Here is a 14,273-nt window from a genome sequence, read left to right as displayed (position 1 = left end):
CCAGTCATGCCGGCGCGGAGAGGCGCGACAGCAACCACTGGCGAAAATCCTGCTCGGCACCGGTCAGGCGCGCGGTCGACGCCTTGGTCAGAAAATGGCCCGATGTGCTGGAGAGTTCGAAGTCGGAAAGCCTGACCAGGGTTTTGCTGCCGAGCGCCGTATCGACCAGTGGCCGCGAGCCCAGCAACACGCCGGCGCCGGCGCTCGCCGCTTCCATGGCGGCAACGAAGCTGTCGAAACGGTGCGATCGCCTGGGGTGGCCGGCCAACCCGGCGGCAGCGAACCATTCCGCCCACATCTCGCGTGCGCCGGCAACCAGAAGCAGTGGCAAGGATGTCCAGTCCGCGTCGCCGACCATGCCCGGCGCCGCCACCGGCACGAGCCGCTCGGCCGTCAGCCTGTCGGCTTCGCGGCCGGGGAACGATCCGTTGCCGAAACGGATGTCGAGCACCGAGCCCGGCAGGTCGTAGTCAGCAGGGCGATGGATCGTCACAAGGTCTAGCTGGATGCGTGGCAGTGCCTTTGCCAGATCGGGCATTGCTGGAACCAGCATCAGCAAGGCAAAGGAGATCGGCGCCCGGATGGTCACGGTCTGGACAGCGCGCGGCTCGAACAGTTCCGCGGTGCTGTTGCCGATGGTGGCGAAGGCCGACTGGATGTGCGGCAGGTAGGCCGCACCCTCTGGTGACAGGGCGACGCCGCGCGCCAGCCGCGAAAACAAGCGTGTCTTCAGCCGCTCCTCGAGAAACCGGATGTGCTGGCTGACGGCTGCCTGGGTGAGGCCAAGCTCGCCTGCCGCCGCGGTGAAATTCGACAGCCGCGCCGCCGCCTCGAAACTGCGCAACCAGTCGAGCGGCGGTAAGGGTGTGTTTGTCCGAGGCATTAGGTATTTATGGTCATTGGCCAAAAAATGATAATTTGAGTTATGCCTGTTGCGGGATCAACATGCAATCGAGACCCTGCGGATCGGTACGTGGGGACGCAACGGACAGGAACGGATCTCCATGCTTACCCACGCGCTGATCGGCGACGAAGGCAGAACAATCGAACTTGGCTGGCAGGATGGGACACGCAGCGGCTTTCACGCCATGTGGCTGCGCGACAATGCGCTGGACGACAAGACGCGCAGCGCCGGCAATGGTCAACGGCTCATCACCATTCTCGACATTCCCGCTGAGACGCTCATCGGCGCGGCGTCGATCAAGGGCGATGCCCTGGAGGTCAGCTTCGTGCCCGAGCAGAAGACGGTCAGCTTTCCCGCGTCATGGCTGCGCGCCAACACCTATGATCGCGGTGAGGCGCGCCAGCCCGGCTGGACAGGCGAGGATATCGTGCGATGGACCAAGGCCACCATGCAGAATTCGGTGCCGCGCGCCGGTTATTCTGCTGCCAGCGGCGACCAAGCCGTCTTGCGGCAATGGCTGTTGGCGGTGAAAACCTATGGCTTCGCGGTGATGGACGATCTGCCGACCGAATCCGGGGCGCTGTGCAAAGTGTCCGATCTTTTCGGCTATATCAGGGAGACCAATTACGGCCGCTGGTTCGAAGTGCGCGCCGAGGTCAATCCAAACAATCTCGCCTACACCAATCTTGGCCTGCAGGCGCACACCGACAATCCCTATCGCGACCCTGTGCCGACGCTGCAGATCCTGTCTTGCATCGAGAATACGGTTGAGGGCGGCGAATCCAGCGTCGTCGACGGGTTTGCCGTCGCGGCTGCGCTGCAGGCTGAGAACCCCGAAGGCTTCCGCCTGTTGAGTTCATGCCCGGCGCGCTTCGAATATGCCGGCTCTTCCGGCGTGCGGCTGCAGGCGAAGCGGCCGATGATCGAGCTCGGGCCCGATGGCGAGCTGATTTGCATCCGCTTCAACAACCGCTCGCTGGCGCCGACGGTCGACGTGCCGTTCGCCGACATGGAGGCTTACTACGCCGCCTATCGCCGGTTCGCCGAACTGATCGAGGATCCGTCCTTCGAGGTGACGTTCAAACTCGAAGCGGGGCAGGCTTTCATCGTCGACAACACCCGCGTCATGCATGCGCGCAAGGCGTTTTCCGGCACCGGCAAGCGCTGGCTGCAGGGTTGCTACGCAGACAAGGACGGCCTGCTGTCGACGCTGGCCGCAATCGAGCATGGGTTCAAGGAGGCGGCGGAATGAGTGGCCAGGATTTGAACGCGGACACCATCGTCGAGTTCATCGCCGACATCTTCGAGCGCCGGGGCGCCGAATCCTATCTCGGAGAACCCGTCACCATGTCGGAGCACATGCTGCAGGGCGCCTGGTTCGCCGAAAAGGACGGCGCGCCGGACGAGCTGGTGGCGGCGGCGCTGCTGCACGACATCGGCCACTACACCAGCGAGTTCGGCACCTATTCGCCCGAGGATGTCGAGGACAAGCATCATGACGAGGCCGGCGGCGAGGTGCTGGCGCCGTTCTTTCCGCCGGTCATCGTCGAATGCGTCAGGCTGCATGTCGCGGCCAAGCGCTATCTCTGCGCCACCGACCCGACCTATTTCGGCAGGCTTTCGCAAGCCTCGGTGCACACTCTGTCGCTGCAAGGCGGGCCGATGAGCGCCGAGGAGGTGGCCGAGTTCCGCAAGAACCCCTTCCATGAGGAAGCGGTCCGGGTCCGCATCTGGGACGAGAGCGGCAAGATCGCCAACATGAAGACACGGGCGTTTCGCGATTACGTGCCGCTGCTGCAGCGGGTGGTGACGCAGTTCGCCGCGGGTAAGCCGGCGTAATTCCCTCGAAGGAAGGAGGCAGGGTGCAAGCCATGCCTCCTTCCTTTTTTACTCCGCAGGAATGGCGCTCGCCTATCCCTTGTGGTGCACCTGCTGCAGCCCGTAGACCGGCGTCGCCAAGCCGGCCTGCCTGGCCTTCAGCTGCAGCGCCAGGAATTGTGAATAGTGGCGTGACTGGTGCAGATTGCCGCCGTGGAACCACAGCGCCTCCTGTTGCGTCGGCTTCCACATGTTGCGCAACTCGCCTTCCCAGGGGCCGGGATCCTTGGTGGTGTTCGAGCCGAGGCCCCAGCATTTGCCGACCTTGTCGGCGGTTTCGCGCGATATCAGATCGGCGGCCCAGCCGTTCATCGAACCGTAGCCCGTGGCGTAGACGATGAGGTCCGCAGGCAGTTCCGACCCGTCGCTGAGCAGGACCGAGTGCTGTTTGATCTCTTCGACGTCGACGCCGCTCTTCAGCTTGATCGAACCATCGATAACCAGCTGCGAGGCGCCAACATCGATGTAATAGCCAGAGCCGCGCCTGAGGTACTTCATGAACAGGCCGGACTCGTCGTCGCCCCAGTCGAGCATGAAGCCGGCCTTTTCCAATCCCTTGTAGAACGCCGCATCGCGTTTCTTCATCTCGGCATAGGCCGGGATCTGGAACTCGTGCAGGATCTTGTAGGGCAGCGAAGCGAAGATGAGATCGGCCTTGGCGGTGGTGATGCCATTCTGCAGCGCCTGCTCCGAATAGAGCGAACCCAGTCCGATTTCCATCAACGTGTCGGACCTGGAGATATGGGTACTCGAGCGCTGCACCATGGTCACGTCGGCGCCGGCTTCCCAAAGTGCGGCAGCGATGTCATGGGCGGAATTGTTGGATCCGATGACAACGGCCTTTTTGCCGGCATAGGCGTCGGGACCCGGATGTTTCGACGAGTGGTGCTGGTCGCCCTTGAAGGTCTCCATGCCCTTGAATTTCGGCAGATTGGCCTTGCCGGACTGTCCGGTTGCCAGCACCAACTGCTTGGGCTTCAGCGTGATGTCCTTGCCGTCGCGGTGGACGACGACGGTCCATTCCTTGGTCTTGTCGTCATAGGACGCGCTTTTGGCCTCGGTCGAGGACCAATAGTTCAGCTCCATCACCTTGGTGTACATTTCCAGCCAGTCGCCGATCTTGTCCTTGGGCGAGAAGACCGGCCAGTTCTTGGGGAAATCGATATAGGGCAGATGGTCGTACCAGACCGGGTCATGCAGGCAGAGCGACTTGTAGCGCTTGCGCCAGCTGTCGCCGGCCCGCTCGTTCTTCTCGATGATGATCGTCGGCACGCCAAGCTGCCGCAGCCGCGCGCCGAGCGCGATACCGCCCTGGCCGCCACCGATGATCACCGTATAGGGCTGCGTCTTGAAGCCGAGTTCGGCGGCTTCCTTCTCGCGCTCTTCCTTCCATGTCGGACGGTTCTTGCCCGAGCCGTGCCTGGCGCCCATCGGTCGCGCAAAGCCTGCCGGCTCCTCGTGGCCTTTCAATTCGGCCATGGTGGTCAGCAGCGTCCAGATCTTGCCGTCCTTCAGCCTGATATGGCCGAAGCCGCGTGCCACTTCCGTCTCGAAGCTGATCCAGCCCTCGATCAGTTCGCCGCTCTCGGTCGCGTCCTCGCCCTTGGCGATGGCGAAGTGCGAGGGCCTGGTGTTCGACAATTGGCTTTTCAGCATGTCGCGGACCTGGTCGCGGCCTTCCATGGTCTTGATGTTCCAGGTGAAGGTAACGAGGTCGCGCCAGTAGCAATCCTCCTGAAAGCAATCGACCGCCTTCTCGATGTCATTGGCAGCAAGCGCGGCGCCGAATTGATCGAGCAGGTCGGACAGTTTCTTGCTAGGGGCCGTGTTCTTGCTAGAGGGCTTGTCGAGCATCAGGTTTCCTCCCGTGAAATCCAGATCGTCATGGTGGTGGCTCCGCCGGGCTTGCCGCCGGACGATCAAGTATCGTCAGAGATGGCGGCCCTCGTCACGCCCCACCATAGTTTCCAGCAATTTCAATGGTCTATCCTCGAAATGGGATCGCCAGGCGGTTTCGGAATCGCCCGGGCGCCGGAAACGAACGTCCCATTTGTGAATGCCGCGCCGGTCGCGCAAAATTGATGGGCAAATGCCGCAATGCGGTCACCGGGGCCGATGACAACCGATCGGTGAGAAGCCGGGAAGCGGTGGCGGGCAACAGAGCGGTTCCCGGGATTTTCTGGATGCGGAACTCTGGAGCCCGTTATGATCATCATATCCTTTATCCAAGCGTCTTCATGTCGCTCTCTCGGCCGGCGTGGACGCGCAGCAGCAATGGCCGCGGTCATGGCCTTGAGCGCGACCCTGACCGGCCCGCTGGTGCTGCCCGGAACGCAGGCGCATGCGGCGGAAATTTCCGTCACCGTCCGCGAAAGGCTTTCGAACTATGGCGGATGGCGGACCTCCAGCCGCTTCGGCGATGTCTGGGTTCCCTCGGTCCGTACCGAATGGCGGCCCTACACCGAAGGCAGGTGGGTCTGGACCGACGATGGCTGGTACTGGCAGTCCACCGAGCCGTTCGGCGATGTCGTCTATCACTATGGCCGCTGGGCCTACGATCCCGATTTCGGCTGGGTGTGGATCGCCGGCGATCAATGGGCGCCAGCCTGGGTGGTGTGGCGCCAGGGCGGCAACGATGTCGGCTGGGCTCCGGCACCCCCCGATGTCGACGTCGCCTTCGACGACGCCTGGTGGTGTTTCGTGCCGGTGGCGGCGATCGGCGCGGTTGATCTGGTCAGGGTGGTGCGGCCTGCCACTGAGAACGTCGTCATCGTGCGCGACACGACATTCATCAACCAGACCGTCGTGGTCAACAACGCGCCGCATGTGCGGCTTGGCAATCAAGTGATTGCCATCAATGCCGGACCCAGGCTGCAGCAACTCCCGAAGCCCGTCATCGAATCGATCAAGGCGGCAAAACTGGTTCCTCCGCCCAAAGGCGTGTTTGCCGGTGCACGGCTCGATGCTTCCAGGGGCGCCGAAATCAAGAAGCTTGCCGGCAATGCAACGGGGAACGGGCAAATCCTGGCGGGTCCGAAGACTGCGATCGGCGGCAAGGCCATTTCCCCGGGCGCGGTGGCTGCCAGCAATCCGGCCGTCGTGAAGCCTGGCGACGCCGTTCGCAAGCGGATGGCCGCCGGCAGCGGCGCGAAGGCCGATGCGCTCAAGCTGCATGCCGACAGGACCGCGGGCGATGGACGTATCGTTGTCAAATCGTCGGCCAAGCCGGTTTCGCCCAAGCCGGTTTCGGGGCAGCGTCCAGCACGCGGTGCCGGACAACAAAAGCCGCATCAGCAGGCGCTGGCAATGCGCATGCCCCAGCACCATGCCCCGGCAAGGGTGGCACCCCACCATCCGCCAGCGAAGATGCAGGCTAGGAAGGCGTCCAAATGCGATCCGCGCGTTTCCCGCTGCAAGGCGCCGGGCTGATCACCGCAATCGCGCCGGCACGCTGTGCGCGCCGGCGCGATTTTTCCCGTTGACAGGCCGCCTTTCCCGCCCTTAGTGTCCGCCACCATGAAAACGGCACTCATTCTCGTAGGAAAGCGCGTGGGCAAGGCGGTGTAACCGCCGGGCGAAAACCCCCCATGCGCAAGACACAGGCTCCCTCGGGGGCCTTTTTTATTGCCTGAAACACGACTAAACGACCAGCAACGCCCAAATGGCGACAGTACGGGACCAGACCGATGAGCAACGGACAGAACGAGCGGCGCGAAATGACGGGCGCCGAAATGGTGGTGCAGGCGCTGAAGGACAATGGCGTCAAGCATGTCTTCGGCTATCCCGGCGGCGCTGTCCTTCCGATCTATGACGAGATCTTCCAGCAGGACGATGTCGAGCACATACTGGTGCGCCACGAGCAGGGCGCCGGCCATGCGGCCGAAGGCTATGCACGCTCCACCGGCAAGGCCGGCGTGATGCTGGTGACCTCCGGCCCCGGCGCCACCAATGCGGTGACGCCGCTGCAGGACGCCTTGATGGATTCGATCCCGCTGGTCTGCCTGACGGGGCAGGTGCCGACCTCGCTGATCGGCTCGGACGCTTTTCAGGAATGCGACACGGTTGGCATTACCCGCCCCTGCACTAAGCACAACTGGCTGGTGAAGGACGTCAACGAACTCGCCGCCACCATCCACGAGGCTTTCCATGTCGCGACCACCGGCCGTCCGGGTCCGGTCGTCGTCGACATCCCGAAGGATGTGCAGTTCGCCAGGGGATTCTATGTCCCGCCGCAGATCGCGCCGCGCACCAGCTACCAGCCCAAGGTCCAGGGCGACCTGGAGAAGATCAAGGCGGCGGTCGAGCTGATGGCGGGAGCCAAGAAGCCGATCATCTACAGCGGCGGCGGCGTCATCAATTCCGGCCCGGAAGCGAGCCATCTGTTGCGCGAACTGGTCGATCTCACCGGTTTCCCGATCACCTCGACGCTGATGGGCCTCGGTGCCTATCCGGCATCGGGCAAGAACTGGATGGGCATGCTCGGCATGCACGGCACCTATGAAGCCAACATGGCCATGCATGATTGCGACGTGATGATCTGCATCGGCGCGCGTTTCGACGACCGCATCACCGGCCGGCTGACCGCCTTCTCGCCGAACTCGAAGAAGATCCACATCGACATCGATCCGTCGTCGATCAACAAGAACGTCCACACCGAGGTGCCGATCATCGGCGATGTCGGCCGGGTGCTGGAGGATATGGTGCGGCTGTGGCGCGCGAGCGCCAAGGCCGACAAGAAGGCGCTCTACCCCTGGTGGGAGCAGATCGCCAAATGGCGTGCACGCGACTCGCTCGCCTACAAGATGAACAACGACGTGATCATGCCGCAATACGCCATCGAGCGGCTCTACGAACTGACCAAGGGCATGGACACCTACATCACCACCGAGGTCGGCCAGCACCAGATGTGGGCGGCGCAGCACTATCATTTCGAGAAGCCGAACCGCTGGATGACGTCGGGCGGGCTGGGCACGATGGGCTATGGCCTGCCGGCAGCACTCGGCGTGCAGATCGCGCATCCCGATGCGCTGGTCATCGACATCGCCGGCGACGCTTCGGTGCAGATGACGATGCAGGAGATGAGCGCGGCCGTGCAGCACGACGCGCCGATCAAGATCTTCATCCTCAACAACCAGTATATGGGCATGGTGCGGCAGTGGCAGCAGTTGCTGCACGGCAACCGGCTGTCTCATTCCTACACCGAGGCGATGCCGGACTTCGTCAAGCTGGCGGAGGCCTATGGCGGCCACGGCATTCGCTGCGAGAAGCCGGACGAACTGGACGACGCGATCAAGGAGATGATCTCGGTCAGGAAGCCGGTGCTGTTCGATTGCCGCGTGGCGACGCTCGCCAACTGCTTCCCGATGATCCCGTCAGGCAAGGCGCACAACGAGATGCTGTTGCCCGACGAGGCGACCGACGAGGCGGTGGCCAACGCCATCGACGCCAAGGGCAGGGAACTGGTGTAGCCGGCAGAACCAAGGCAGGGCTATCGCTAAGAAAGCCCTGCGCAAACAGAGAATTAGCTCAAGAGCTTGAAATCGAGATTCATGTCATGAACGCACAGCTACAACCGACCGGCTCCGCCTATTTCATCGCCAAGGAAACGGAAAAGCCGGAAAACCACACGCTTTCCGTGCTGGTCGACAATGAGCCGGGCGTGCTTGCCAGGGTCATCGGCCTGTTTTCCGGGCGTGGCTACAACATCGAGAGCCTGACCGTCTCCGAGACCGAGCATGAGAAGCATTTGTCGCGCATAACCATCGTGACGCGCGGCACGCCGCATGTGCTGGAGCAGATCAAGCACCAGCTCGAGCGCATCGTGCCGGTGCACCGCGTCGTCGATCTGACCGTGCGTTCGCATGAATCCGGCCAGGAGCGGCCGCTGGAGCGCGAACTGGCGCTGGTCAAAGTCGCCGGCACCGGCGAGGCCCGGGTCGAGGCGTTGCGGCTGGCCGATGCGTTCCGCGCCAGCGTCATCGACGCCAACACCGAGCATTTCATCTTCGAGATCACCGGCAAGGGCTCCAAGATCGACCAGTTCATCGCCATCATGAAACCGCTCGGCCTGGTTGAAATCTGCCGCACCGGCGTGGCGGCGTTGAACCGCGGCCCGCAGGCGATGTAGGACTTCGGCGGGGCTGGCGCCGAACGCGCCAGCCAGCTTCCATAGTGAGGCTTCCGGTGCTGACTTGTCAGGGAGGATATCCATGTCGCTCGACGCATTCCTTGCCCTGCTTGTCTACGCCTTCGTGACCTCGATCACGCCGGGGCCGAACAATCTCATGCTTCTGGCATCGGGCGTGAATTTCGGCATCGTCAGAACCGTTCCGCACATGCTGGGCATCAGCATGGGTTTCCTCGTGCTGCTGCTTGCCGTCGGTCTTGGCCTCGGCGCTGTGTTGACGGCGTTTCCGGCGCTGCATACCGCGCTCAAGATCGCCGGCGGCGCCTATCTTCTGTACCTCGCCTGGAAGATCGCCATGTCGCGCACGCTGACCGGCAAGGGCGAGACGAACGCGCGGCCGATGCGCTTCATCGAGGCAGCCGCATTCCAGTGGGTCAATCCCAAGGCGTGGGTGATGGCGATCACCGCCATGGCCGTCTATGCCAATGCCGAGCACCCGTTCCTGTCGGTGGTGTTGATCGCCGTGGCCTTCACCATCGTCAATTTGCCGAGCGTCTCGGTGTGGGCTGGGTTCGGCACCGCGCTGCGTGGCTTCCTGTCGGACCCGGTGCGGCTGAAATGGTTCAACATCGCCATGGGCGTGCTGCTGGCGGCGACGCTTTGGCCGATGCTTAAATAGGCCGTGGGGCGCGCCATCCGATCGTAGGGGGACGGGACCGGACTCTCGGCGGACCACCCCCGTACCGGGAGCCGCCCCGTGTTGCACATCCATTGTGCAGTGCACATTAAATCTTCGTAATGCCGTGTTTTGGCCCTTTTCCGACAAAGGCGTGTCCTATCTATTCGGCGAAATCGCGGCAACGGGCCGTGATTTGCGCTAGAGTAGAACCATCGGACCACGACGTGTCGGGTGGAGAGGGCCTTTGACCATGCGTGGAAAAGTCGTTCTTTCGTTGCTGGCCGTCGCCTGCCTGGGTGCGGCCGGGTGGCTCTATCTTTCGCCTGGCGCGCTTGGCAGGGTCCAGCAGGTCATCGGCGCAAAGCAGGTTGCCGCGCCGGACAAACAGGCCGCGGCTTCGGACAAAAAGACCGACAATGCGGGGCGCTCGGCTTCCATCCTCTCGGCCGTCGCCTCGACAGCCGATTTCCCGATCCGGCGCTACGCCATCGGCTTCGTCTCCTCTCCCGCCGTCGTCAACATCAACGCGCGGGTGTCCAGCCAGATCGTCTCCATCGACGTCAAGGACGGGCAGATGGTCAGGGTCGGCGACGTTCTGTTTTCGCTCGATGACCGGGCGCTGAAGGCGCAGCTTGCCAAGGATCAGGCGGCGCTCGCCAAGGATCAGGCCATGCTCGCCAGCTCGCAGTCCGATCTCCAGCGCGCCAAGGATCTGGTCGCCAAGCAGGCCGGCACGCAGCAGACCTACGACCAGGCCGTCGCCGCGCAGAAGGCTGCCGCTGCGACCGTCGATGCCGACAAGGCGACAATCGACGCCGACAATGTCCAGCTTGGCTTCGCCACGATCACGGCGCCGATTTCCGGCAGGCTGGGTGCGGTCAGCGTCGCCGTCGGCGATCTCGTCACTGTCAGCAATGGCAACAGCAGCACGGCGACCCCGCTGGTGACCATCACCCAGATGGACCCGCTGCAGGTCAACTTCAATCTTCCCGAGAGCAACCTGGCCCTGCTGCACAAGGCGCTTGCCAATCCGCAGCAGGGCGCGGTGACGCTGACCAAGGACGGCGACCCGACGCCGATCGGCAAGGGTACGCTCGATTTCGTCGACTCCAGCGTTGACACCGCGTCGGGCACCATCGCCACGCGGGCAAGCATTCCCAATGCCGACCTTTCGCTATGGCCCGGCCAATATGTGAATGTCGTGCTCGACGCCGGCATCATGCCGCAGATGACATCGGTTCCCACGGTCGCGGTGCAGCCAAGCCAGAAGGGGCCGTTCGTCTATGTCGTCAAGCCGGACAACACGGTCGAGATGCGGCCGGTGCAGGTGGCGCTGACCGAAGGCGACAACAGCGCCATCAGCCAGGGGCTGAAAAGCGGCGAGAAAGTTGTCACCGAAGGCCAGACGAGGCTGAAGGACGGCGCGGCGGTGCATGAGGGCAAGGCCACGGCGAATGCTGCTCCCAAGGTGGCCGAGGCGACCAACGCCGGCGAGGCGGCCCAATGATCTCCGAATTCTGCATACGCCGACCCGTCGCCACCCTGCTGATGTCGTTCGCCCTCGTGCTGGGCGGACTGTTCGCCTACAAGTTCCTGCCGGTGGCCGCACTGCCCAGCGCCGAATTCCCGGTGGTCAACGTCTCGGCTTCGCTGCCCGGCGCCTCGCCGGAAACCATGGCGACATCGGTGGCGACGCCGCTGATCAAGCAGTTCGCCACCATCGCCGGCATCGATTCCATTTCGACGACGAACTCGCTTGGCCAGACCTCGATCGCCATCCAGTTCGTGCTCAACCGCGACATCGACGCGGCGGCGGCCGATGTGCAGGCGGCGATCGCGCGCACGCAGAAATCATTGCCGCCGCAGATGACGGCGCCGCCGAGCTATCGCAAGGTCAATCCGGCCGACGCGCCGATCCTTTTGATGTCGCTGGTCAGCGACACGGTTCCGCTGACGGATCTCGATGCTTTCGCGGAAAATGTCATCTCGCCGTCGCTGTCGACCATCGACGGCGTGGCGCAGGTCTCGATCTTCGGCCAGCAGAAATACGCGGTGCGCATCCAGATCGACCCGACCGCGCTTGCCGCACGCGGCATCTCGATCGATCAGCTGCAGGCGGCGGTCGCCTCGGCCAACAGCAACACGCCGCTCGGCGTGCTGCAGAACGACAAGCAGCAGCTCACCATCACCGCCAACACGCAGCTGACCGACGCCGCGGGTTTCTCCAACATCATCATCGCCACCAAAAACGGTCACCCGGTGCGGCTGGGCGAGGTGACCCGCGTGGTCGATTCGGTGCAGACCACGACGACGGCGAGCTGGTATGACGGTACGCGCGCGATCATCATGGCGGTGCAGCGCCAGCCCGATGCCAACACTGTCGACGTCGTCGACAAGGTCAAGGCGATGCTGCCGTCCTTCAAGGACCAGATGCCGGCCGCCGCCGACATCAAGCTGCTTAACGACCGCTCCAGTTCGATCCGGCAGGCGGTCAGCGACGTGCAGTTCACGCTGCTGCTCACCATTGCCCTGGTGATCATGGTGATCTTCGTGTTCCTGCGCCGGGTGACGGCGACGATCATTCCGGCCGTGGCGGTGCCGATCTCGCTGATCGCCACGCTCGGCGCGATGTTCCTGTTCGGCTTTTCCATCGACAACATATCGCTGATGGGCCTGACGCTGGCGGTGGGCCTCGTCGTCGACGATGCCATCGTGATGCTGGAAAACATCTTCCGCCATATGGAGGAGGACGGGCTGTCGGCCTTCGATGCCTCGCTGAAGGGCGCGCGCGAAATCGGCTTCACCATCATCTCGATCTCGATCTCGCTGGTCGCGGTGTTCATCCCCGTGCTTTTGATGGGCGGCGTCATCGGGCGCATCTTCAACGAGTTCGCCGTCGTGGTGACGGTCGCTATCCTGGCGTCGATGTTCGTGTCGCTGACGCTGACGCCGATGCTGTGCTCGCGGCTGCTGTCGGTGACCAAAGCCGATCGCGACAAGCATGGGCCCGGTCACAAGCAGGACCTCGTCACGCGCGGCTACGACAGGGTCTTGAGCTTCTGCCTGCGGCACACCTTCCTGGTGTTCCTGGTCTTCGTCGGCACCGCGGCAGCGTCGGTGTGGCTGATACAGACTTCGCCGAAGGGTTTCTTCCCGCAGGAGGACATCGGCCAGATATCGGTGACCACCATCGCACGTCAGGACATCTCTTTCGACGCCATGTCCAGGCTGCAAGGACAGGTCGCCAGCGTCTTCTCGCATTCGCCCTATGTCGACCATGTGGCGTGGTCGGCGGGCAGCGGCAACAATGCGCTCAACCAGGGGCAGCTTTTCGTTCAGCTCAAGGGCAAGGACCAGCGCCCCGATATCGAGAAGGTGCTTTCGGATCTGCGCAAGCAACTGGCCGGCGTGGCGGGCATCGAGACCTATATGCAGCCGGTGCAGAATTTGAGGCTGGGCTCGCGGTCGTCGGCCAGCGCCTACCAGCTCGTGGTTCAGGGCCTTGATACCGGCCTGACCGATATCTGGGCGCAGAAACTGAACGACGCGATGGCTGCCGACCATGCGAACTTCACCGACGTCACCAGCGACCTGCAGAACAATGCGCTGCAGGCGACGCTGGTGGTGGATCGCGACAAGGCCGCCCAGCTCGGTATCGACACCGACACGTTGCGCTCCGCCCTCTATGGCGGGTTCGGCACCGACCAGGTTTCGACAATCTTCGGTTCGGCCGACAGCTACGAAGTCATCACCGAGCTCGATCCCAAGATCGAGTGGTCGCCCGAGCGGATGCTGGCCATCCAGATGAGGACGGCGAGCGGCAGTCTTGTTCCGCTCGGCGCCTTCGCCCGCGTCGATCGCACGGCCGGTGCCCTGACGGTCAACCAGCTCGGCCAGCTTCCAGCCGTGACCATCTCCTACAATCTGCCGCAGGGCGTGGCGCTGGGCGACAGCGTGACGCGCATCAATGCGCTGAAGGAGCAGATCGGCATGCCGACGGTGATCTCGACGACCTTTGCCGGCACGGCCAAGACCTTCCAGGATTCTCTTGCCAACCAGGGTTTTCTGGTCGGCGGCGCAATCCTGACGATCTACATCGTGCTCGGTATCCTCTACGAGAGCTTCATCCACCCGCTCACCATCCTCACCGGCCTGCCGTCGGCCGTGCTCGGAGCGGTCGTTGCGCTGCGCTTCGCCGGCATGGATCTGTCGGTCATCGCGGTGATCGGCATCCTGATGCTGATCGGCATCGTCAAGAAGAACGGCATCATGATGGTCGACGTCGCGCTTGAACTGCGACGAGAAGGCATGTCGGCGACCGAGTCGATCCACAAGGCCTGCCTGATGCGGTTCAGGCCGATCATGATGACGACGCTGGCGGCACTGATGGGCACATTCCCGATCGCGCTCGGCACCGGCGCCAGCGCCGAACTGCGCCAGCCGCTGGGCGTTGCCGTTGTCGGCGGCCTGCTGGCTTCGCAGGCGCTGACGCTGTTCGTGACGCCGGTGATCTATGTCTACATGGAGAATTTCTCGGGCTGGCTGGTCGGGCTCTGGTCGAAGCGCAAGGGCGAGCCGAGCCCGGTCGAAAATGTCGACCAGCTCTCGTTGTTCAAGCCCAGGGAAGACATGCTGCCAGAACCGCAGCAGGCGGCGGCCGAATGATGTAACAGGCCAGCGCCATA

Annotated in this window: 10 protein-coding genes; 8 read left to right on the top strand and 2 right to left on the bottom strand. The window is 63.3% G+C overall.

All coding sequences use genetic code 11. The features are described 5' to 3' along the window. Positions 1-4: 4 nt before the first annotated feature. Positions 5-883 carry a LysR family transcriptional regulator gene (locus tag MESCI2_RS0100720; protein ID WP_027034863.1) on the bottom strand — a complete coding sequence of 293 codons (879 nt, stop codon included), beginning with the start codon at positions 881-883 and terminating at the stop codon, positions 5-7. 121 nt (positions 884-1,004) lie between these two features. Between MESCI2_RS0100720 and tmpA the strand changes: the two genes are divergently transcribed. Continuing rightward, the gene (gene tmpA / locus MESCI2_RS0100715; RefSeq protein ID WP_027034862.1) at positions 1,005-2,156 is read left to right on the top strand and encodes a 2-trimethylaminoethylphosphonate dioxygenase; all 1,152 of its coding nucleotides are present in this window, start codon (positions 1,005-1,007) and stop codon (positions 2,154-2,156) included. After that, positions 2,153-2,743, top strand: coding sequence for a (R)-1-hydroxy-2-trimethylaminoethylphosphonate oxygenase (tmpB, locus tag MESCI2_RS0100710; RefSeq protein WP_027034861.1), 591 nt, complete (start codon positions 2,153-2,155; stop codon positions 2,741-2,743). Before tmpA ends, tmpB begins: the two co-directional genes overlap by 4 nt. Before the next feature lie 72 nt (positions 2,744-2,815). Here tmpB and MESCI2_RS0100705 read toward each other — a convergent pair whose 3' ends face one another. Next, entirely contained in the window at positions 2,816-4,636 is a 1,821-nt protein-coding gene (locus MESCI2_RS0100705; protein WP_027034860.1) for an NAD(P)/FAD-dependent oxidoreductase, read from the bottom strand. A 420-nt stretch (positions 4,637-5,056) separates the two neighbouring features. Between MESCI2_RS0100705 and MESCI2_RS0100700 the strand changes: the two genes are divergently transcribed. The 6 genes from MESCI2_RS0100700 to MESCI2_RS0100675 all read left to right on the top strand — a co-directional run bounded on the left by MESCI2_RS0100700 (position 5,057) and on the right by MESCI2_RS0100675 (position 14,253). Beyond that, positions 5,057-6,211: a DUF6600 domain-containing protein gene (locus MESCI2_RS0100700; RefSeq protein ID WP_027034859.1), complete on the top strand. Its 1,155-nt coding sequence runs from the start codon at positions 5,057-5,059 to the stop codon at positions 6,209-6,211. Positions 6,212-6,468: 257 nt separating this feature from the next. Next, the gene (locus tag MESCI2_RS0100695) at positions 6,469-8,250 is read left to right on the top strand and encodes an acetolactate synthase 3 large subunit (protein ID WP_081738555.1); all 1,782 of its coding nucleotides are present in this window, start codon (positions 6,469-6,471) and stop codon (positions 8,248-8,250) included. Positions 8,251-8,336: 86 nt separating this feature from the next. Next, positions 8,337-8,909, top strand: coding sequence for an acetolactate synthase small subunit (gene ilvN, locus MESCI2_RS0100690; RefSeq protein ID WP_023757090.1), 573 nt, complete (start codon positions 8,337-8,339; stop codon positions 8,907-8,909). Positions 8,910-8,991: 82 nt separating this feature from the next. Further along, positions 8,992-9,588 carry a LysE family translocator gene (locus MESCI2_RS0100685; RefSeq protein WP_027034857.1) on the top strand — a complete coding sequence of 199 codons (597 nt, stop codon included), beginning with the start codon at positions 8,992-8,994 and terminating at the stop codon, positions 9,586-9,588. 250 nt (positions 9,589-9,838) lie between these two features. Then, positions 9,839-11,095 (top strand): efflux RND transporter periplasmic adaptor subunit, encoded by a 1,257-nt coding sequence (locus MESCI2_RS0100680; RefSeq protein ID WP_027034856.1) that lies wholly within the window; start codon positions 9,839-9,841, stop codon positions 11,093-11,095. Next, the gene (locus MESCI2_RS0100675) at positions 11,092-14,253 is read left to right on the top strand and encodes an efflux RND transporter permease subunit (protein ID WP_027034855.1); all 3,162 of its coding nucleotides are present in this window, start codon (positions 11,092-11,094) and stop codon (positions 14,251-14,253) included. Before MESCI2_RS0100680 ends, MESCI2_RS0100675 begins: the two co-directional genes overlap by 4 nt. Positions 14,254-14,273: the final 20 nt, after the last annotated feature.

Origin of the sequence: Mesorhizobium ciceri WSM4083 (assembly GCF_000519305.1) — a bacterium.
Classification (GTDB): domain Bacteria; phylum Pseudomonadota; class Alphaproteobacteria; order Rhizobiales; family Rhizobiaceae; genus Mesorhizobium; species Mesorhizobium ciceri_B.
This window is presented reverse-complemented; position numbering and strand designations above follow the sequence as displayed.

Coding starts and splice junctions, on each gene's coding strand:
- MESCI2_RS0100720 (WP_027034863.1), bottom strand. CDS start 883: ATGCCTCGGACAAACACACCCTTACCGCCGCTCGACTGGTTGCGCAGT.
- tmpA (WP_027034862.1), top strand. CDS start 1,005: ATGCTTACCCACGCGCTGATCGGCGACGAAGGCAGAACAATCGAACTT.
- tmpB (WP_027034861.1), top strand. CDS start 2,153: ATGAGTGGCCAGGATTTGAACGCGGACACCATCGTCGAGTTCATCGCC.
- MESCI2_RS0100705 (WP_027034860.1), bottom strand. CDS start 4,636: ATGCTCGACAAGCCCTCTAGCAAGAACACGGCCCCTAGCAAGAAACTG.
- MESCI2_RS0100700 (WP_027034859.1), top strand. CDS start 5,057: ATGGCCGCGGTCATGGCCTTGAGCGCGACCCTGACCGGCCCGCTGGTG.
- MESCI2_RS0100695 (WP_081738555.1), top strand. CDS start 6,469: ATGAGCAACGGACAGAACGAGCGGCGCGAAATGACGGGCGCCGAAATG.
- ilvN (WP_023757090.1), top strand. CDS start 8,337: ATGAACGCACAGCTACAACCGACCGGCTCCGCCTATTTCATCGCCAAG.
- MESCI2_RS0100685 (WP_027034857.1), top strand. CDS start 8,992: ATGTCGCTCGACGCATTCCTTGCCCTGCTTGTCTACGCCTTCGTGACC.
- MESCI2_RS0100680 (WP_027034856.1), top strand. CDS start 9,839: ATGCGTGGAAAAGTCGTTCTTTCGTTGCTGGCCGTCGCCTGCCTGGGT.
- MESCI2_RS0100675 (WP_027034855.1), top strand. CDS start 11,092: ATGATCTCCGAATTCTGCATACGCCGACCCGTCGCCACCCTGCTGATG.